General features: G+C 62.1%; 18 protein-coding genes. 6 read left to right on the plus strand and 12 right to left on the minus strand.

Features of this window, described 5'->3' with window-relative positions:
* The first annotated feature begins 6 nt into the window (after nt 1-6).
* The gene (locus PNAP_RS16900; protein WP_011802751.1) at nt 7-1,434 is read left to right on the plus strand and encodes a sigma-54-dependent transcriptional regulator; all 1,428 of its coding nucleotides are present in this window, start codon (nt 7-9) and stop codon (nt 1,432-1,434) included.
* Nucleotides 1,421-2,023: a 1,6-anhydro-N-acetylmuramyl-L-alanine amidase AmpD gene (gene ampD, locus PNAP_RS16905; protein WP_011802752.1), complete on the plus strand. Its 603-nt coding sequence runs from the start codon at nt 1,421-1,423 to the stop codon at nt 2,021-2,023. Before PNAP_RS16900 ends, ampD begins: the two co-directional genes overlap by 14 nt.
* Before the next feature lie 18 nt (nt 2,024-2,041).
* Here ampD and PNAP_RS27115 read toward each other — a convergent pair whose 3' ends face one another.
* Nucleotides 2,042-2,245, minus strand: a complete 204-nt coding sequence (locus PNAP_RS27115) for a hypothetical protein (RefSeq protein ID WP_157040313.1) — start codon at nt 2,243-2,245, stop codon at nt 2,042-2,044.
* 186 nt (nt 2,246-2,431) lie between these two features.
* Between PNAP_RS27115 and PNAP_RS16910 the strand changes: the two genes are divergently transcribed.
* The 3 genes from PNAP_RS16910 to PNAP_RS16920 all read left to right on the plus strand — a co-directional run bounded on the left by PNAP_RS16910 (nt 2,432) and on the right by PNAP_RS16920 (nt 7,426).
* Nucleotides 2,432-5,335 carry a ribonucleoside-diphosphate reductase subunit alpha gene (locus PNAP_RS16910; RefSeq protein ID WP_011802753.1) on the plus strand — a complete coding sequence of 968 codons (2,904 nt, stop codon included), beginning with the start codon at nt 2,432-2,434 and terminating at the stop codon, nt 5,333-5,335.
* Between the two features lie 157 nt (nt 5,336-5,492).
* A complete protein-coding gene (locus tag PNAP_RS16915; protein WP_011802754.1) occupies nt 5,493-6,656 on the plus strand; it encodes a ribonucleotide-diphosphate reductase subunit beta in 1,164 nt (387 codons plus the stop codon).
* 209 nt (nt 6,657-6,865) lie between these two features.
* Nucleotides 6,866-7,426, plus strand: a complete 561-nt coding sequence (locus PNAP_RS16920; protein WP_011802755.1) for a hypothetical protein — start codon at nt 6,866-6,868, stop codon at nt 7,424-7,426.
* Nucleotides 7,427-7,554: 128 nt separating this feature from the next.
* On the opposite strand, the gene PNAP_RS16925 is transcribed toward PNAP_RS16920, so the two are convergent.
* The 7 genes from PNAP_RS16925 to PNAP_RS16955 form a co-directional block, all read right to left on the minus strand.
* Nucleotides 7,555-8,478, minus strand: coding sequence for a carbohydrate kinase family protein (locus tag PNAP_RS16925; protein ID WP_011802756.1), 924 nt, complete (start codon nt 8,476-8,478; stop codon nt 7,555-7,557).
* A 19-nt stretch (nt 8,479-8,497) separates the two neighbouring features.
* Nucleotides 8,498-9,487 carry a zinc-ribbon and DUF3426 domain-containing protein gene (locus PNAP_RS16930; protein WP_011802757.1) on the minus strand — a complete coding sequence of 330 codons (990 nt, stop codon included), beginning with the start codon at nt 9,485-9,487 and terminating at the stop codon, nt 8,498-8,500.
* Between the two features lie 65 nt (nt 9,488-9,552).
* On the minus strand, nt 9,553-10,443 hold the full coding sequence (prmA, locus tag PNAP_RS16935; RefSeq protein ID WP_041377390.1) for a 50S ribosomal protein L11 methyltransferase: 891 nt from the start codon (nt 10,441-10,443) through the stop codon (nt 9,553-9,555).
* A gap of 124 nt (nt 10,444-10,567) precedes the next feature.
* Entirely contained in the window at nt 10,568-11,917 is a 1,350-nt protein-coding gene (gene accC, locus PNAP_RS16940) for an acetyl-CoA carboxylase biotin carboxylase subunit (protein WP_011802759.1), read from the minus strand.
* A 73-nt stretch (nt 11,918-11,990) separates the two neighbouring features.
* Nucleotides 11,991-12,437, minus strand: a complete 447-nt coding sequence (gene accB, locus PNAP_RS16945) for an acetyl-CoA carboxylase biotin carboxyl carrier protein (protein WP_011802760.1) — start codon at nt 12,435-12,437, stop codon at nt 11,991-11,993.
* 335 nt (nt 12,438-12,772) lie between these two features.
* Nucleotides 12,773-13,306, minus strand: a complete 534-nt coding sequence (locus PNAP_RS16950) for a TlpA disulfide reductase family protein (RefSeq protein ID WP_232290713.1) — start codon at nt 13,304-13,306, stop codon at nt 12,773-12,775.
* 3 nt (nt 13,307-13,309) lie between these two features.
* Complete coding sequence (locus PNAP_RS16955; protein ID WP_011802762.1) at nt 13,310-13,906, minus strand: hypothetical protein; 597 nt, start codon at nt 13,904-13,906, stop codon at nt 13,310-13,312.
* 230 nt (nt 13,907-14,136) lie between these two features.
* Between PNAP_RS16955 and mpl the strand changes: the two genes are divergently transcribed.
* Nucleotides 14,137-15,564: a UDP-N-acetylmuramate:L-alanyl-gamma-D-glutamyl-meso-diaminopimelate ligase gene (gene mpl, locus PNAP_RS16960; protein WP_011802763.1), complete on the plus strand. Its 1,428-nt coding sequence runs from the start codon at nt 14,137-14,139 to the stop codon at nt 15,562-15,564.
* Between the two features lie 106 nt (nt 15,565-15,670).
* Here mpl and PNAP_RS16965 read toward each other — a convergent pair whose 3' ends face one another.
* The 4 genes from PNAP_RS16965 to tldD form a co-directional block, all read right to left on the minus strand.
* On the minus strand, nt 15,671-16,846 hold the full coding sequence (locus tag PNAP_RS16965) for a hypothetical protein (RefSeq protein ID WP_157040314.1): 1,176 nt from the start codon (nt 16,844-16,846) through the stop codon (nt 15,671-15,673).
* A 160-nt stretch (nt 16,847-17,006) separates the two neighbouring features.
* Nucleotides 17,007-17,318 (minus strand): hypothetical protein, encoded by a 312-nt coding sequence (locus tag PNAP_RS16970; RefSeq protein ID WP_011802765.1) that lies wholly within the window; start codon nt 17,316-17,318, stop codon nt 17,007-17,009.
* 104 nt (nt 17,319-17,422) lie between these two features.
* Nucleotides 17,423-18,544 (minus strand): 3-deoxy-7-phosphoheptulonate synthase, encoded by a 1,122-nt coding sequence (locus PNAP_RS16975; RefSeq protein WP_011802766.1) that lies wholly within the window; start codon nt 18,542-18,544, stop codon nt 17,423-17,425.
* A 247-nt stretch (nt 18,545-18,791) separates the two neighbouring features.
* Entirely contained in the window at nt 18,792-20,318 is a 1,527-nt protein-coding gene (gene tldD, locus PNAP_RS16980; RefSeq protein WP_011802767.1) for a metalloprotease TldD, read from the minus strand.
* Nucleotides 20,319-20,334 lie beyond the last annotated feature (16 nt).

Genomic DNA, 20,334 nt, shown 5'->3' on the forward strand with positions numbered 1-20,334 from the left:
AAACCCATGAATCCGCAAGCACCTGCATTACTACCTGCCCGCATCCTGATCATTGATGACGAGCCGGACCTGCGCACCCTGTACGAGCTGACGCTGCTTCGGCAAGGCTACCGGGTCGAGGCGGCCGGAGATCTGCAGCAGGCGCGCGAACACCTCAAGGCGCAGCGTTTTGATGCCGTCATCACCGACATGCGCCTGCCCGACGGGCTGGGGCTTGAACTGCTGCGCGACCTGGCGGCACAGCACCGTTCGGAGCGCTGCGTGGTCATCACGGCCCATGGCTCGGCCGAAAATGCGGTGGAGGCGCTCAAGGCAGGCGCGTTTGACTACCTGACCAAGCCGGTTGACCTCAAGCAGTTCCGAAGTGTCGTGGCCTCGGCCATACAGGAAACCACCAATCTCGGTGTGGCTCTGCCGAAGGGCGAAGCCCGCATGGCGATGACCAGCCCTGGCAAACCGGCCGATGCCGCAACCATGCTGCAAAAGCTGGTCGGCGAATCGCCCGTGATGCGGGCCGTGAAGTCGCGCATCGTCAAGGTGGCCGGCAGCATGGCGCCGGTGCTGATACGCGGCGAGTCCGGCACCGGCAAGGAACTGGTGGCGCGCGCCGTGCATGGCTGCAGCCATCGCGCGGCCAGCCCGTTCGTGGCGGTCAACTGCAGTGCGATTCCCGAAAACCTGCTTGAAGCCGAGTTCTTTGGCGCCCGCAAAGGTGCTTACACCGGCGCAGCGCAGGACCGGCAGGGCTATTTCCAGGCGGCCAAGGGCGGCACGCTGTTTCTTGACGAGATTGGCGACCTGCCGCTGGCCATGCAGTCCAAGCTGCTGCGGGCCATCCAGGAGCGCACCGTGCGTTCGCTGGGCTCGCCGCAGGAAGAAACCGTCGATGTGCGCATCGTCAGCGCCACCCACAAGGACTTGGCGGCAGGCGTCGAGGCGGGTACCTTTCGCCAGGATTTGTACTACCGGCTCAATGTGATCGAGGTCGTGGTGCCGCCACTGCGCGAGCGGCTGGACGACCTGCCGGCACTGTGCAACGCCCTGCTGGCAAGAATTTGCAATGAGTCCGGCCTGGACATGCCCGAGTTGAGCCCGGCGGTGATCGCGCAACTGCGTTCGCTGCCCCTCAACGGCAACGTCCGCGAACTGGAGAACATCCTGCACCGGGCCGTCGCCCTGGGCGAAGACAGCCTGCTGCAGGTTGATGCGCCGCCCGAGGAGGTGGTGGTCGTACCCGAGAATCTGCAAAACTTCCTGGACCAGCAGGAGCGCAGCATCCTGACCAAGGTGCTGCAGGAAACCGGCTTCAACCGCACGGCTGCAGCCACCCGGCTGGGCCTGAGCCTGCGCCAGATCCGCTACCGTATTGCGCGCCTGGGAATCACGACACCCGGCCATGACGATGCGGCCGAGACCCTTGATGACTTTGCCTGAGCCAGCCATTTCAGCGGCCTCAAGCTTGTGGCAGGAAGGCGGCTGGTATCGCCATGCCCGCGCACTGGCGTCACCCAACTTCGGTCCGCGACCTGCCGGCGCGCGGATTGACCTGGTCGTGATTCATTCCATCAGCCTGCCGCCCGGTGAATTTGGCAACGGCAACGTCCAGCGCCTGTTCACCAACCAGCTTGACTGGCAAGCGCATCCCTACTTCCAGGGCATCCGTGGCCTGCAGGTCTCGGCGCACTTTTTTATCACCCGCACCGGCGCGCTGTGGCAATTCGTCGGCTGCGATGACCGTGCCTGGCATGCCGGCCAGTCCGCTTACCGGGGGCGAAGCCAGTGCAACGACGACTCCATCGGCATTGAACTCGAAGGCCTTGAAGGCAGCACCTTTGAAGCGCTCCAGTACGAAACACTGGCCGGCTTGTGCGCAGCCCTCCTTCAGGCCTATCCGGTGGCGCATATTGCCGGGCATGAACACATTGCCCCCGGCCGCAAACTGGACCCGGGAAGCGGATTTGACTGGATTTTGCTGCAAAACTCCCTGGCCTTGCCGGATAGGTATTTCCCTAAAACCTCCTGAAACAACTGCCGAATCAGTTCACATCAGGCACGCTCGTCCAAGCCCCGCAAGCGTTTGCAGGCCAAAACCTGCGGCAGGCCGCACCAGTGCTGGATTTTTTTTGCGCAGCCTTGTTTCATCAGGCATAAACGCCGGTCCGGAGAAAAACTGGCGGCCTGAAAGCAACCGTAACAATAATAAAAAATCCCTCAAAACCGACAGCCGGGCAAGGCAGCGATACACTACCTGTAGTGGCTCCAGCCCCTTCAGGCACTAGCTGTAGTGCCTAAGCATCCATCAGGTTGACACGATCCGGCCACTGTAACGAAGAGAATCCAGTCATTCGAAGAACTTGTTTTCTGCAGAGTCCGAGTCTTCCCTGAGCCCACACAGCCGCTGCCCACCCCTAGCCAACTACAAGAGGAAATCATGCAAACAGCACCTTATGCCGTGCCCCTTTCATCCGGCGTTCCGGCCAGCAATTCAATTCACGCCACGCCGGCATCCGGCGCGCTGGCCAACTACCAGATCATTCGCCGCAACGGCTCCGTCGTTGCATTCGAGCCCAGCAAGATTGCCGTCGCCATGATGAAGGCTTTCCTGGCCGTGCACGGCACCCAGGGCGCGGCCTCGGCCAGCGTGCGCGAAACCGTCGATACCCTGACCCAGGCCGTCGTTCGCGCCCTGATGCGTTCACGCCCCAGCGGCGGCACCTTCCACATCGAGGATGTGCAGGACCAGGTTGAACTCGGCCTGATGCGCGGCGGTCACCACGAAATCGCCCGGGCCTACGTGCTGTACCGCGAAAAGCACAACCAGGAACGCGCCCGGCAGCTGCAGGCCCAGACGCCTGCCCTGCCGCAGCTTCATGTCATGGACGGCGGCAAACGGGTTGCGCTGGATCTCCGCAACCTGCAGGCGCTGATCGAGGCCTCATGCGCCAACCTCGGCACCGATGTCAAGCCCGACCCGATTGTTTCGGAAACCATGCGCAACCTGTACGACGGCGTGCCCATCGAAGAGGTTTACAAGGCGTCCATCCTGGCAGCCCGCACGCTGATCGAAAAAGACCCCGACTACACCTACGCCACCGCGCGCCTCTTGCTGCACACCATCCGCAAGGAAGTCCTGGACGAGGAAATCAGCCACGAAGCCATGGCTGTCCGCTATGTCACGTATTTCCCTGAATTCATCGCCAAGGGCATCAAAAACGAGCTGCTCGACGAAAAACTCCAGCAGTTCGACCTGGCCCGCCTGGGTGCGGCGCTCAAGCCCGAGCGCGACCTGCAGTTCGACTACCTCGGCCTGCAGACGCTGTTCGACCGCTACTTCTTGCACATCCGCAAGCAGCGCATCGAGTTGCCGCAGGCGTTCTTCATGCGCGTGGCCATGGGCCTGTCGCTGAACGAAACCGACCGCGAAGCACGCGCCATCGAGTTCTACGAAATCCTGTCGTCGTTCGACTTCATGTCGAGCACGCCGACGCTCTTCAATGCCGGCACCCTGCGCTCGCAGCTGTCGTCCTGCTACCTCACGACGGTTGCCGACGACCTGGGCGGCATCTACGACGCCATCAAGGAAAACGCCCTGCTGTCCAAGTTTGCCGGAGGCCTGGGCAATGACTGGACGCCAGTGCGCGCCATGGGCGCGCACATCAAGGGCACCAACGGCGAATCGCAAGGCGTGGTGCCCTTCCTGAAGGTGGTGAATGACACGGCTGTAGCGGTAAATCAAGGTGGAAAACGCAAGGGCGCCGTCTGCGCCTACCTCGAAACCTGGCACCTGGACATCGAGGAATTCCTGGAGCTGCGCAAAAACACCGGCGACGACCGCCGCCGCACGCACGACATGAACACGTCGAACTGGATTCCCGACCTGTTCATGCGCCGCGTGATGGAAAAAGGCAGCTGGACGCTGTTCTCGCCGTCCGACACGCCCGACCTGCACGACAAGTTCGGCCAGGACTTTGAAAAGGCCTACGTCGCCTATGAAGCGCGCGCCGAGCGCGGCGAACTCAAGCCCTCGCGCAAACTGCAGGCCACCGACATGTGGCGCAAGATGCTGTCGATGCTGTTTGAAACCGGCCACCCCTGGATCACGTTCAAGGATGCCTGCAACATCCGCTCGCCGCAGCAGCATGCCGGCGTGGTGCATTCGTCCAACTTGTGTACCGAAATTACCCTGAATACCAGCGCGACCGAAACGGCCGTCTGCAACCTCGGCTCGATCAACCTGGTCCAGCATCTGAAGGATGGCGCGCTCGACCACGACAAGCTGAAGAAAACCATCACCACGGCCATGCGCATGCTGGACAACGTGATCGACATCAACTACTACGCCGTGGAAAAGGCACGCCACTCCAACATGCGGCATCGCCCGGTCGGCTTGGGGCTGATGGGCTTCCAGGACTGCCTGTACGAACTGCGCGTGCCTTACGCATCGCAGGCCGCCGTTGAATTCGCCGACACCTCGATGGAAGCGATCTGCTACCACGCTTACTGGGCCTCCACCGAACTGGCCAGGGAACGCGGCCAGTACGAAAGCTACAAAGGCTCGCTCTGGGACCAGGGCATCCTGCCGCTCGACACGCTGGACATGCTGGCCAAGGAGCGCGGCGGCTATGTCGAAGTGGACCGTTCCGCGACGCTCGACTGGGACGCCCTGCGCCAGAAAATCGCCACGGACGGCATGCGCAACTCCAACTGCGTGGCGATTGCCCCGACCGCGACTATTTCCAACATCATCGGCGTCGATGCCTGCATCGAGCCCTGCTTTGGCAACCTGTCGGTCAAATCCAACCTGTCGGGCGAATTCACCGTAATCAACCACTACCTGGTGCGCGATCTGAAAAAGCTCGGCCTGTGGGACGATGTGATGGTCGTTGACCTGAAGCATTTCGACGGCTCGCTGCGCCCCATCGACCGGGTTCCGAATGATATCAAGGCGCTGTATGCAACGGCGTTTGAAATCGAAACCTCGTGGCTGGTCGAAGCCGGATCGCGCCGCCAGAAATGGATAGACCAGGCGCAGTCGCTGAACATCTACATGGCCGGCGCGTCGGGCAAGAAGCTCGACGAGACCTACAAGCTGGCCTGGGTACGCGGCCTGAAAACCACCTATTACCTGCGCACCCAGAGCGCCACGCACGCCGAAAAATCAACCGTTCAGGCGGGCAAGATGAACTCGGTGTCGTCCGCTCCTGCAGCAGCCATGTTGGGCATGAGCGCGATTGACAAGGCCGCCGCTGCAGCGCAGGCCCAGATGAGCGCAACGCCCGCGACCGACATCAAATTTTGCGCGATTGACGATCCGGGTTGCGAGGCTTGCCAATAAACAAGCAGTGAATCGCGCAATAGCCATTTTTCGCACGATTCACTGCGCGTTCAATGCAAAAAACCGATGCATTGAGCCATAAAATTCGTAGCGGTGTGAATGAACGCTTTTCATTTTTCATCGCTGCTTTCATAATCCCGAAGTATTGGAATTCTCTATGTTGACCTGGGACGAAGAAGTCACACCATCGTTGCAGACCCCCCTCCCCAGCGACCTGCCAGCCAGCCGCTCAGCGGACCTCCCGACGCCCTCTTTCATGGCCTCCGCGCCACCGCTGGATACCCACGAAATCCCTGCCAAAGCCAAGCGCGTCAAGGCCTCCGACAAACGCATCATCAACGGCCAGACCGACGTCAACCAGCTGGTGCCGTTCAAGTACAAATGGGCCTGGGAAAAATACCTGGCCTCCTGCGCCAACCACTGGATGCCGCAGGAAGTCAACATGACGCGCGACATCGCGCTGTGGAAAGACCCGAACGGCCTGAGCGACGATGAACGCCGCCTGGTCATGCGCAACCTCGGCTTTTTCGTGACGGCCGATTCACTCGCCGCCAACAACATCGTGCTAGGCACCTACCGCCACATCACCGCGCCCGAATGCCGCCAGTTCCTGCTGCGCCAGGCGTTCGAGGAAGCCATCCACACCCATGCCTACCAGTACATCACCGAGTCGCTGGGCCTGGACGAGGGCGAGATCTTCAACGCCTACAACGAAGTGCAGTCCATCAAGGACAAGGACCAGTTCCTGATCCCGTTCATTGAAGCGATTTCCGACCCCGGCTTCAAGACCGGCACCCTGGAGTCCGACCAGACCCTGCTCAAGTCGCTGATCGTGTTTGCCTGCCTGATGGAAGGCCTGTTCTTCTATGTCGGTTTCACGCAGATCCTGGCGCTGGGCCGGCAAAACAAGATGACCGGCGCGGCCGAGCAGTACCAGTACATCCTGCGTGACGAGTCGATGCACTGCAACTTCGGCATCGACCTGATCAACCAGCTCAAGCTCGAAAACCCGCAGCTCTGGACCGCCGAGTTCAAGGCCGAGATCAACGCCCTGTTCATGAAGGCCGTCGAACTCGAATACCGCTACGCCGAGGACACCATGCCGCGCGGCGTGCTGGGCCTCAACGCATCCATGTTCAAAGGCTACTTGCGCTACATCGCCAATCGCCGCGCCACGCAGATCGGGTTAGAGACGCTGTTCCCGAACGAGGAAAACCCGTTCCCGTGGATGAGCGAGATGATCGACCTGAAAAAAGAACGCAACTTCTTTGAAACCCGTGTGATTGAATACCAGTCTGGCGGCGCCCTCTCCTGGGATTGACAGCGCAAGATTGACAAAAAGCACACAGCCCACATAACAATGATTTTGAAATTCGCAACGCTCCATGCCCGCACCCAAGAGTGCGCAGGGACCGTTGCTCCTGTGTTCGCGGCATGGAGCCCGGTGACCCGAAGGCCCAATGCTGCGAATCGCTTCGCCCACTACACCCCAAGCGAAGTGCTTTTTGCAACCTGATCGAGGAGAAAACCATGGCAACTGCGAAAAAACCAGCGGCAAAAAAAGCCGCTCCTGCGAAAGCACCGGCAAAAAAAGTAACGGCGGCACCAGCATCGGTGGCACCGGCTGAAACGGCGGCGGCCCCAAAGCCGGCGGCTAAAAAAACAGCTGCAAAAACAGCTGCAAAAACAGCGGTAAAAGTAGCTGCAAAAGCCCCCGCCAAAGCGCCTGCCAAAAAAGCAGCAGCCCCAAAAGTGGTCGCTGAAAAAGTGACCGCTCCAAAACCGGCCATCAAGGAAGCCCCGGCCAAAAAGGCGCCTGCCAAAAAAGCAGCAGCTGAAAAGCCAGCCGCTCCAGAAGCAGCCGCCCCACAACCGGCAGCCAAAAAACCGGCCGCTAAAAAGGCTGCGGCCAAGACGACAGCCGACACTGCCAAAGCCGTAAAAAAGCCGGCCGCCAAAAAAGCAGTGAAAGCCGAAAAAGCCGAGAAAAAACCGGCGGCCAAAACGCCCGCAGCCAGCTCGACGCCGACGGCCCAGACCACCATCAATCCGCAAGCCTCCTGGCCCTTCCCAAAAGGCAGCAAGCCTTAAGTCTTGCGCGCCTGATGCATCAAGCCCGATGTCGCAAGATGTCGGGCTTTTTCAATTCAGCCGGGAGTTCGCCTGACCGGCCCGCGCACGGCGGGATAAAAATCCAAATGCTAGCAATTTAATAGCTATCAGTGCCCGCTGGTATTGCGCAAAGCACTGATTTCATCTAAATCCAGCGTGTAATTCTGCCCGCCACGGCTGGCGATCTTGTGCGCGCCCACCCGGTTGCCCAGCACCGCGCAACGAGCCAGCGACCAACCCTGCTCCAGTCCGAACAGCAGCGCACCGCGAAACGCATCGCCGCAGCCCGTCGGATCAACCACCGCCTCGGCCTTGACCGGCGGCACCACGGTTTTTTCGCCATCGACCCAGACCTCGCAGCCTTCGGCGCCCAGCGTCACCACCAGGCCCAGCACACGCTTGGACAATTCGGCGCACGACAGGCCGGTGCGGTCGCACAGCATCCGGCCTTCGTAGTCGTTGACCGTCACCCAGGAGGCCAGCTCGACGAAATGCGCCAGTTCGGGGCCGTCGAACATCGGCAGGCCCTGTCCCGGATCAAAGACGAAGGGAATGCCGGCGGCCTTGAACTGTTCGGCATGCTGCAGCATGGCGTCGCGGCCATCGGGCGAGATGATGCCCAGCCGGATGTCGCTGCGCGCCTCGATCCGGCTGATATGCGCCTGCATCATCGCGCCGGGGTGAAAAGCCGTGATCTGATTGTTGTCGCGGTCGGTCATGATCATCGCCTGCGCGGTGTAGAGGTCATCGACTTCGCGCACGAATTCGGTGCTGATGCCTTGCGCCTTCATGCGCGCCAGGTAGTCGGTGCCGTCGCTGCCCACCGTGGCCATCGGCAGCGGCGAGCCGCCGAGTTGCTTGAGGCTGTAGGCAATGTTGCCGGCGCAGCCGCCAAACTCACGGCGCAGCGCGGGCACCAGAAACGACACGTTCAGGATGTGTAGCTGGTCGGGCAGTATCTGCTCGGCAAACCGGCCCTCGAAACTCATGATGGTGTCAAAGGCCAGCGAGCCGCAAATTACAGAAGACATTCAGTTCTCATTTCAGTTTTCAGGGATAAAAAGCCAGGATACGGTAGCCAGCCACCGGCAGGAAGCCGGCTTGCGCTGGCGATGAAGCCCCTGGGGCGCCACCGCTGGAGACTTTCAGGGACAAGGCGCCAGCCAGTTCGGCATGCGCCGCCAGTGTGACCCCGGTGGCGCCGAACTGCGCCGGCATCACCACGCGGCGCACCAGCAACTCGTCCTGGCTGTCGATGAGCGTGACTTCGAGCGCGGGGATTTCGATGAGCGCATCGCCGGTATTGCGGAAAACGAAGCTCAGGCGGTAGGCATCGGGGCCGGTCTTGCTGAAGCTGGCATGCTCAATCACCAGCGATTCGATGCGTCGCAAGGGCCGGATTTGGCAGCCCAGCGGCCGGCAAAGCGCCTGCAGCATCGGTGCGAGCCGGGGCTCGTGCGCGGCCAGAGCGTCTTTTTGCCGGACCACCCATTGCAGCATCAATGCGGCCAGCAATGCCAGGCCCATCAGGCCCAGCAAGGCGCGGACCAGGGGTGATGTCCAGAAGTCGTTTTGCCGCGCTTCGCGGACAAAAGCGACTTCGGGCGTTGCCTCGGGCTCTTCGGCGGGAGAAGGTGGAACGTCAGGCGCTTGCGCCGGAACATCCGCCAGTTCAGTCTCATTCAAGCTGGAACCATAGGCATTGGCGGTGAATACCGGATCTTGCCGTCCCTGCGGTTCTGGCTGCGCATTGATCAGGGTTGCCTGAGCGCCCTGCGCAAAGGGTTGCCAGACGGGTTCCACATGCACCGGCTCCGTCAGGGCATCGCTCGCCTTCACCAGTTCCTCCTGAACCGGCGCAGACCCGGACGCATCGGGAGGCATGCCCGGCCCGCCGGCCTCGCCCGGCACCAGGTGCAGGGGAGCTTCAAACACGTCGCCGCACTGTCCGCAGCGCACCCAGCCTTGCGCCGCCTTGAGCTGGTCATCAACGACCTTGAACAGCGTGGTGCAGGCGGGACAGCGCGTAATCTGGCTCATCGGGCGCAAGGGTGAAAAATCATTTCCGGAAAAACCGGGCCTGAAGCTGCGTTACGCCAGCGCGCTCAAAACTGCGCGGTCATCAGGATCCAGCCTTCTTGCTCGTCCTGGACCTGGAGCTGGCAATAAGGCAGGTACGCAGCCTTCAGCTCATCGGCCTGGCGCTCCAGAATACCTGCCAGCACCAGGTTGCCGCCCGGCTGGACATGCGCGCACAGCAGCGGCGCCAGCACGCGCAAAGGCGTTGCCAGGATGTTGGCCAGCACCGTCTGGTAGCGGCCCACGGCCTTGTCGGGCAGGCCGGTCTGCAGCTGCACATGGTTGGCCTGGGCATTGGCGCGGGTCGATTCAACAGCGGCCTCGTCGATATCGACCGCGTCAATCGCCACCGCGCCAAACTTGGCCGCGCCAATCGCCAGGATGCCGGAGCCGCAGCCGTAGTCGAGCACGCGGCCCAGCGACTGGCCTGACGTGCCCCGCGCCGCAATCCAGCGCAGGCACATGCGCGTCGTCGGATGGGTGCCGGTGCCAAAGGCCAGGCCCGGGTCGAGCCGGATCACCTGCCGGGCCTGCGCCGGCGGCTCATGCCAGGTCGGCACGATCCAGAATTCGGGCGTGATCTCGACCGGCGTGAACTGCGACTGCGTCAGCCGGACCCAGTCCTGCTCGGGCACGGCCTGAATCGCGACCACATGGCAGCCGGCAAAGAAATCCTGGGCCTGCAGCAGCGTGGCCGCATCGCGCGCCAGCGCTTCGGTGGCAAACAGCGCCACGATGCGCGAGCGCTCCCAGCCGGCCTTGGGCGGCGGCATGCCGGGTTCGCCGAACAGGGCCTGCTCAGCCGGGGTGTGCGCGTCGGCGTCTTCGACCGAGACGCTGAGCGCATCCAGGGCATCGAGCGCGTCGCTGAGGGTTTCCACCTGGACGACAGGGGCTAACAAGATTAATTCAAACATCATTTATCTACAACAGTCGGCTTAAGTCAGGGCCGCGCGGATCTGGCTCAGCCAGACCGCAGGCGCAGCGGCCCCCTCGGGGGGCAGGAAGCACACGCAGTGAGCGACCGTGGGGGCCATATCTTTAGCGTTCACGCTTTGACAGCCACTCTTCAAGGTAGTGGATGTTGGTGCCGCCGTCCATGAACTTGGCGTCCACCATGAGTTCTCGGTGCAGCGCAATGTTGGTGTTGATGCCCTCGACCACGGTCTCGCCCAGGGCCGCGCTCATGCGCGCCAGCGCCTGCTCGCGGGTGTCGGCATGCACGATGATCTTGCCGATCATCGAGTCGTAGTTGGGCGGCACGAAATAGTTGGAGTAAATATGCGAATCCACCCGCACGCCCGGCCCGCCGGGCGGGTGCCAGTTGGTGATGCGTCCTGGCGAAGGCGTGAATTTGTACGGATCTTCGGCGTTGATGCGGCACTCGATGGAATGTCCCTTGATCTGGATGTCGCGCTGGGTAAAGGGCAACCGTTCGCCGGCAGCCACCATGATTTGCGTGCGCACGATATCGATGCCGGTGATCCACTCGGTCACCGGGTGCTCGACCTGGACGCGGGTGTTCATCTCGATGAAGTAGAACTCGCCGTCTTCGTAGAGGAACTCAAACGTGCCAGCGCCACGGTAGCCGAACTTCTTGACCGCCGTCACGCAGCGCGCGCCTATGCGTTCGATCAGCTTGCGCGGAATGCCTGGGGCCGGTCCTTCCTCGATGACTTTCTGGTGGCGGCGCTGCATGGAGCAGTCGCGCTCGCCGAGCCAGACCGCGTTCTTGAACTGGTCGGCCAGAATCTGGATCTCGATGTGCCGGGGGTTCTGCAGGAATTTTTCCATATAGACCTCCGGGTTGCCAAAGGCCGCGCCGGCTTCGGCCTTGGTGGTCTGCACGGCATTGAGCAGGGCCGCTTCGGTATGCACCACGCGCATGCCGCGTCCGCCGCCACCGCCGGCGGCCTTGATGATGACCGGGTAGCCGATCTGCTTGGCAATGCGCTTGATGAAGGCCGGATCAGCCGGCAATGCGCCCTCGGAGCCGGGCACGCAGGGCACGCCGGCTTTCAGCATGGTCTGCTTGGCCGACACCTTGTCGCCCATCAGGCGGATGGATTCGGGCGAGGGGCCGATGAACTTGAAGCCGCTTTTTTCGACCCGCTCGGCAAAATCGGCGTTCTCGCTCAGGAAACCATAGCCAGGGTGAATCGCCTCGGCGTCGGTCACCTCGGCGGCCGAAATGATAGCTGGCATGTTGAGGTAGCTCAGCGATGAAGGCGCCGGCCCGATGCAGACGGCCTCGTCAGCCAGCTTGATGTATTTGGCCTCGCGGTCCGCTTCGGAATACACCATCACGGCCTTGACGCCGAGTTCCCGGCAGGCCCGCTGTATGCGCAGGGCGATCTCGCCGCGATTGGCGATCAGTATTTTTTTAAACATGCGTCGAAGTACCTGGTCTGGCCGATGGGGCCGGCCGTGCGGCCGGTCTGGCAATGGGGGGCGGCAGGCCCGCTCACTCAATCATGAAGAGAGGCTGGCCGTATTCCACGGCCTGGCCGTTTTCGGAAAGAATCTTGGTGACGGTGCCCGACTTGTCGGCCTCGATCTCGTTGAGGATCTTCATCGCCTCGATGATGCAGACCGTGTCGCCTTCCTTGACCACGCTGCCGATTTCGACAAACGGGTTGGAGCCGGGACTGGAGGAGCGGTAAAACGTGCCGACCATGGGCGACTTGACCGCGTGGCCGGCGGGTTGAACAGCGACGGCTTCAGCCACAGTCACTGGCGTGGCCGTTGTCGGCGCCGCCGCCATGGCCATGGCGGGCTGGTGCATCATCATCATGGGAACGCCGCTGGCCTTGACAATTCGGACCTTGCCTTCGGCCTCTGTAATCTCAAGTTCAGACACATTGGACTCTGAAACAAGGTCGATCAGGGTTTTGAGTTTTCTTAGATCCATAGATTCTTTCCAACGGAGGTGGATGCTGGCATGCGGTTTTCGGACGCACGGTTTGAACGAAGAGGAAAATGGCGTGCTTGGCCGATCCTCCCTCTTTCTTCGCTTACTTTCTGTTATTTCGCCTTACAGCGTCTATCAGATAATGATTACGCGGCAACGCAAGGCGCCCTGATACAAAAAAGCAAAGTGTACCTCAAGGCGAATCCGGCAAGCTCATCAGCGCGCACCAGCCCGGGAAAACCCGCCCCGGGGGAAGGAAGCAAACCACCCGCCGAGCGGCAACCAGCCCCGCTTGAGCGAATGCAAAACGGCTGATTTTTACATTCCGCCCGGCATCAGACCAGTTTTGTCCATTGCACCAGTTCTTCGGGCAACACCTTGCCGATCTTGCGGTGCATCAGCACGCCTGAAGGGCTGAAAACCACGGTGAAAGGCAGGGCGCCCGTCATGTTTCCCAGCGATTTGCTCAACTTCATTCCCCCGAGTCCGGCCATGCCGACCGGAAAATTCAGCGGCTGGGTCTTGAGCCAGGTTTGCACCGCGCTCGGCTGATCGACCGCCAGACCGACCACCTGAAGGTTTTTGTCCTTGTTTTCCTGGTAGAAAAAATCCAGCAAGGGAAGCTCTTCGACGCAGGGCGGGCACCAGGTGGCCCAGAAATTGACCAGCAGCAGCTTGCCGCGAAAACTGCTCATCGGCAGCGGTTTGCCGTCAGGCGTGTCAAAGCTCAGGCTCCAGAAGGAAGCTGCCACTTTCGCCACGGCTTCGGGCGTTGCCTCATGCGGCTGAAATTTCCACCAGGCCGCGCCGGCGCCGGCCAGCGCCGCTGCAGCGGCAACGCCGCCATACAGCATGTTTCTGCGATTCACTTTTCAGACTCCAAAAGGGATGGACAATAATTTTTGCACGGCAGCCAGGTCGCCGCGCGGCGCACGGCCTTTGGCGTCGGGCCGCAAGGCGCCGCGCAGGTCGTCGTGGTCATAGACCATCAGGTGAACGCCAATGTTTTCATTCAGCGCCTGGCACAGGCTGCTCAAGGAGAGCGCTTCCACGCTGCCGCCGGTAAAACCGGTCACGGTGCGTGGCTCGTAATCGACGTTGTGCTCGATCAGCGCAATTTCAGCCGATTTCGGGTCGTCGCAAAACAGCTGGATATAGATGTCGGACAGCCGGGTTGCCGTGCCATGCCAGACCGCACCGGCCAAGTAAGGCCTGAAAGCGGCCATGCGCTGCATCCACACCAGCGCCAGCTCGCGCAGCGCGGCCAGTTCAGCCGGCTGGGTGTCGGCGCAGAACAGTTCGATGTACTCGCGCACGGCGTCTTCGAGCGCGTCGTTGTCGGGCAAGGCGGTGCGCGCGGGCAAGGCCAGCTGCTTGATCGCGCGGCGTTTGGCCGGGCCGTATTCCAGCCCTTCTTCGACCACCAGCGCAGCGGCGGTGGCGGCAATTTCGGATTTGAGGGTGTACAAGTTCAGGGTCGGCTGGCCTGTGGGGCCAGGAGCGAATGGTCAAGGGTTGAAGACAGCCCGAAGGCGTTGAAAGCAATTGTGCCCACATTAGGGCCGCGCCTGCGCGCAAAGTTCACGGCAATCTTCACCTGCTATGAAATAAAGAGCTGCTTGCGCACGTCCTTATTGCGCCAGAGGCTTATTTTCCTTAAAAAATGGTGGCCTGAAATAGCCTCCCTAAAATACAGGCGATGCACATACATATTCTGGGAATCTGCGGGACTTTCATGGGCGGCCTGGCCGCGCTGGCACGGGAGGCGGGGCACAAGGTGACGGGTTGCGACACCGGCGTCTATCCGCCGATGAGCGACCAGTTGCGCGGCCTGGGCATTGAGCTGATTGAAGGCTACAGCGCCGACCAGATGGCCCTGGCGCCCGATGTGTTCGTGATTGGCAATGTGGTCTCTCGCGCGCGGCTGGCCGACGGCACACCCAAATATCCGTTGATGGAAGCCATCCTCAACAGCGGCCAGCCCTACACCAGCGGGCCGCAGTGGCTGTCGGGCCATGTGCTGCACCACCCGACGCACCATGCCACCGGCCCGCGCCATGTGCTGGCCGTCGCCGGCACCCACGGCAAGACCACCACGACCGCCATGCTGACCTGGATCCTGGAATGCGCCGGCCTGCAGCCCGGTTTTCTGATCGGCGGCGTGCCGCTGAACTTTGGCGTGTCGGCGCGCCTGGGGACGGGAAACGCCTTTGTCATCGAAGCCGATGAATACGACACGGCGTTTTTCGACAAGCGCAGCAAGTTTGTCCACTACCGCCCGCGCACAGCGATCTTGAACAACCTGGAATTCGACCACGCCGATATTTTTGACGACCTGGCAGCCATCGAACGGCAGTTCCATCACCTGGTGCGCACCGTTCCCTCACAGGGCCGGGTGGTTTTCAATGCCAACGAGGACAGCTTGCAGCGCGTGCTGGCCCAGGGCTGCTGGAGCGAACAGGTGCCGTTTGGCGGCGCCCCCGGTCATGGCGGTTTTACAGCGCAGGGCGAGCCGAACGATTTCCAGGTGCTCAAGGCCGGCGAAACCGTTGCCCGGCTGCAGTGGGACATCAGCGGCATGCACAACCAGCTCAACGCGCTGGCGGCCATCGCCGCCGCCGAGCATCTGGGCGTGGCACCCGAAGCGGCTGCCGAGGCGCTGGCCTCATTCCAGAACGTCAAGCGCCGCATGGAAGTGCGCGGCAGCGTGCAGCGCGCTGGCGGCCCCATCACGGTGTATGACGATTTCGCCCACCATCCAACCGCCATTCACACCACTATCGACGGCCTGCGCCGTCAGCTTGATGGCGCGGGCAAAAGCGCCGAACGCATCCTGGCGATTTTCGAGCCGCGCAGCAACACCATGAAGCTCGGCACCATGACCGCGCAACTGCCGTGGAGCCTGGAGCACGCCGACCTGGCGTTTTGCCATGCCGGCGGACTGGACTGGGACGCCCGCGCCGCGCTGGCCCCAATGGCGGAACGCGCCCAGGTGGCCGACGATCTGGACCAGTTGCTGGCGCAGGTCAAGGCCGCCGCCCGGCCGGGCGACCATTTGCTGTGCATGAGCAACGGCGGCTTTGGCGGCATTCATGCCAAATTGCTGGCGGCGCTGACGCAGCCATGATGCCCGGCGGCTTCACCCTCGCCCATAGCGCTATATATTTAATAGCTACTCACGCCCATGGATAATGCGCAAAACGGTTAAAAACACCTGAAATTTCCGCTGCCGGTCAAAAATAATCCGCCTCCCGGCTCATCTTGCGCTGCGCTTTCAGCCAGCGCTTGAAGCCTGCGTCGTCCTGCACCTGCGCAATGTCCGCTTCCATGAAAGCCAGCTCTTCCTTCAAGTCTTTCGCCTGCAACTCAAGCTGGCGCCGTAGCGTGGCGGCGGTCGGCATCTGGTAGATATCGAGATCAAACTCATCCTTGAGGTGGTGTTGCCGGGCAAACAGTTCATTCTCCAGCTCGGTGGCCTGCTGCTTGAGCAGCCGGCTCATGGCGGCGATGCGTTCCTCGGGCTGCTGCAGCAAATCCTGCGCATCGGCCTGGGCAATGCGCAACTGCAGATGCAGCAGGGCCATCAGGTCTTGCTTGGCGTAGGCGGCGTTGGCTTCGCTCATCAGCGCGGTTTTGCGCTGGTGCTCGGCCGGGTCGCGCTCGCGGTCGGGGTGCAGCGCGCTGGCGAGCTGGCGGTACACCTGGCGCAAGACGCTGTCGGCGTCTTCCTGCTCCTGCCCGGCCTTGATCTGGGCCGGCGTGGGGGTTTTCTTTTTTCTTCTAGCCTGGGCCGCCTCGCGTTTTACTTCGTCGGCCTGCATCGCTTCGTGCAAGCCCTCGTGACCGGCGCGCAGCACGGCTTCGAGCGGGTCCAGCGAATCATCCTGCGCCTCCACGTCGAGCGGCCGGCCCAGCGCGTTTTCCATCATCGAACGCATCATGGCCGCATGCTCTTGTTCTTTCTGGCGCAAAGTGCGCTCGCTGCGCTGGTCGTGCAGCGCGGCCATGGCCTCATCGCCAAAGGCCGCCAGCGTCTCGCACAGGTCGCAAAGAATTTCAAGGCCGTCGCGCTTTTGGGCTGGGCTCAAGCCCTTGCGCTGCAGCCGCTCGTCCAGGCACAGCGCCATGCGGCGCATCAACGCCCGGTGTTCCCCACGCAGCGGCTCCAGCGTGCTTTGGTAGAGCGGGCGAAAGGCGTCGGCCAGCGCCCGGATTTCCGTGACCTGGCCTTCGAGCTTGTCGATTTTGGCCAGCAGGCGGTTAAAGCGCTGCTGCCCGGCGGACAGACGCGGCCCCCCCTTGCCGCCATCGAGCCGCAGGGCGCTGCCGGGCGTTACCGGGTCGGCGGCAGGCGCGGCTTCGGCGAACAGATCGGATTTGGGTTTGGATTTAGCTTTGGGTTTTTTCATGGCGTTGGCATCAACAGGCTTGACCATTGAAGAATATCGTCCTGGGTGCGGTAGCGATTTTTTAGCCCTCAAGGCCAATATAAACGAGCGCAGCCAGCTATTTTATTAATAGCAAATTGAAAAGAGTTTCAGTTTTTACCCTGCGCCGCCAAGCACCGATTCAATAGCTGATGCTCAATGTTGTCACGTCAATATTGACCATCGGCCGGCCCAGGGCCGCCGCCGCCGCGCCGGCAAACGCCCGCGCCCACTGGGCATCGGCAAACTTCACCGGCCCGGCCGCTTCGGCCACCACCACCACCTTGTCGGCGGTCAGCAGTTTGCCGGTGGGCCGCAGCGGCTCGCAGCCCATCTGGGTGAACTGCTCGTCGAGCCAGCGGCGCGCCGCCTCGCTGGGCATGGGTTCCACGTCGTGCAGCTCAATGCGCACAGGGGCCTGGTTTTTGAAGATGACGCTGACTTCACTACGCATGATGGTTTCCTGAAAAAATGATGATGAATCATGGCGCCGTGTTCAGCGACCCGCCCTTTCGCGGACCCTGGCAGCGCCTTGGTGCGCCTGCGGCTGCAGGTTTATTATTTTGCCCGACGAGCCTCTACGGCGGCTGACAGCGACTCCAGCATGGCCAGCGAGTCGTCCCAGCCCAGGCAGGCGTCGGTGATGCTCTGGCCATATTCGAGCGCCCGGGCATCGTCCTTGCCGGCCGTGAACTTTTGCGCGCCGGCCTTCAGGTGGCTTTCAACCATCAGGCCAAACACATTGCGTGAGCCATCGGCGATCTGGGCGGCAATGTCGCGCGCCACGTCCATCTGCCTTTCGTGCTTTTTGGAACTGTTGGCATGGCTGCAATCGACCATCAAGGTGGCCGGCAGGCCTGCGGCATGCAGTTCCTTGCAGGCAGCGCTCACGCTGGCGGCGTCATAGTTGGGCGCCTTGCCGCCGCGCAGGATGACGTGGCAGTCCTTGTTGCCCTGGGTTTGCACAATCGCGACCTGGCCGTTTTTGTGGACCGACAGGAAATGGTGGCCGCGCGCCGCCGCCTGGATGGCATCGGTGGCGATGCGGATGTTGCCGTCGGTGCCGTTCTTGAAGCCAATTGGCGCCGACAGGCCCGAAGCCAGTTCGCGGTGCACCTGGCTTTCGGTGGTGCGCGCGCCAATCGCGCCCCAGGAAATCAGGTCGCCGATGTACTGCGGGGAGATCACGTCCAGGAACTCGCTGCCGGCCGGCACGTCCAGGCGGTTGATGTCGATCAGCAGCTGGCGGGCAATGCGCAGGCCCTCGTCGATGCGGAAGGTTTCATCGAGGTACGGGTCGTTGATCAAGCCTTTCCAGCCGACGGTGGTGCGCGGCTTTTCAAAGTACACCCGCATCACGATTTCCAGCGTTCCGGCGTATTTCTTGCGCTGCTCGGCCAGGCGGCGGGCATAGTCGAGCGCGGCCATCGGGTCGTGGATCGAGCACGGGCCAATCACCACCAGCAGGCGGTCGTCGGTGCCGGCCATGATGTTGTGGATGTTCTGGCGCGTCTGGGTGATCAGCGATTCGACGGCGGTGCCGTTGATCGGGAAAAAGCGGATGAGATGCTCGGGAGGGGGTAGCACGGTGATGTCCTTGATGCGTTTGTCGTCGGTCTGGCTGGTTTTTTCGACGTCCGCATACCAGCTTGGGCTGGCGGGGGTGGCTTTGGCATTCATCACAGGCTTCCTTTTAAAGATTTCAGAACTGATTCAGGGATTTCACGGGATTGGCAAATCGGCAAGGGCAAAAAAAAACCGCCGGGTGGCCGGCGGTTTTTGGAGATTCGGTGCGTTTTTAGTGCTTACGCGAAAGTCTCTCTACCGCCGGGGGCGCTTGAGAACCAAAAGTAAGCAAAAGAAAATTTCGCGGAATTCATCTGCTGGAATGTAGCACAGCTTAAAAACAATCCTGAATCGACCGGGCTCAGGCGGTGCCGCCCACGGTCAGCCCGTCAATGCGCAGCGTCGGCTGGCCGACGCCGACCGGCACGCTCTGGCCTTCCTTGCCGCAGGTGCCGACGCCGCTGTCGAGCTTCATGTCGTTGCCGATCATGGTGACGCGGGTCAGCGCATCGGGGCCGTTGCCGACAATCGTCGCGCCCTTGACCGGATAAAGAATCTTGCCGTTTTCAACCCAGAACGCTTCGCTGGCCGAGAACACGAACTTGCCCGAGGTGATGTCCACCTGGCCGCCGGCAAAGTTGCTGGCGTACAGGCCTTTCTTGATGCTGGCGATGATTTCCTCGGGCGCCTTGTCGCCGCCCAGCATGTAGGTGTTGGTCATGCGCGGCATCGGCACATGGGCATAGCTTTCGCGCCGGCCGTTGCCGGTGGGCTTGACATTCATCAGGCGCGCATTCATCGAATCCTGGATGTAGCCCTTCAGGATGCCGTCTTCGATCAGCACATTGCGCTGGCTGACATTGCCCTCGTCGTCGATGTTGAGCGAGCCCCGGCGGTCGGCAATCGTGCCGTCGTCGAGCACCGTCACGCCCTTGGCGGCCACGCGCTCGCCGATGCGACCCGAAAACGCACTGGAGCCCTTGCGGTTGAAGTCGCCTTCCAGCCCGTGGCCAATGGCCTCGTGCAGCAGGATGCCGGGCCAGCCGGAGCCCAGCACCACGGTCATCTGGCCGGCCGGCGCGGGGCGCGCGTCCAGGTTGGTCAGCGCGGCATTCACGGCCGCATCGACGTACTGGGCAATTTGCGTGTCGTCAAAATAGGCCAGGCCAAAACGGCCGCCACCGCCGCTGGAGCCCACTTCGCGCCGGCCTTTTTGCTCGGCGATCACGGTCACGCTCAGGCGCACCAGCGGGCGCACATCGGCGGCCAGCGTGCCGTCGGCGCGCGCCACCATCACCACGTCGTATTCGCTGGCCAGTCCGGCCATGACCTGCACGATGCGCGGGTCTTTGGCCTTGGCGAGCTTTTCAACCTTGCCTAGCAGCTCGACCTTGGCGGTGCTGTCCAGCGTGGCAATCGGGTCCAGGTCGCGGTAGAGCGAGCGGCTGCTGGCCACCTTGCGGGCCGGCGTCTTGACGCGCCCGGACTTGGCGGCGGCCGAGATGCTGCGCACGGTGCGCGCCGCATCGAGCAGCGAGGCTTCGGAAATATCGTCGGAATAGGCAAAGGCGGTTTTCTCGCCGCTCACGGCGCGAACGCCGACGCCCTGGTCGATGCTGAAGGAGCCGGTCTTGACGATGCCTTCTTCCAGGCTCCAGCCTTCGCTGCGGGTGTACTGGAAATACAGGTCGGCATCGTCCACGCCATAGGAAGTGATCTCGCCCAGCGCCCGGCTCAAGGCGGCTTCGTCCAGGCCGAAGGGCGCCAGCAGCAGCTTTTGCGCAATCGCCAGCCGCCCGGCGGTGGAATCCTTGGTGGGCCGGGCCGGCGGACGCCCGGAGACATTGGTTTGGCGAACGGAGGCGGCGGCGGAATTGAGTGAGGTCATCCGGTCATTGTAGGCA

This window comes from Polaromonas naphthalenivorans CJ2, from assembly GCF_000015505.1.
Lineage (GTDB): Bacteria > Pseudomonadota > Gammaproteobacteria > Burkholderiales > Burkholderiaceae_C > Polaromonas > Polaromonas naphthalenivorans.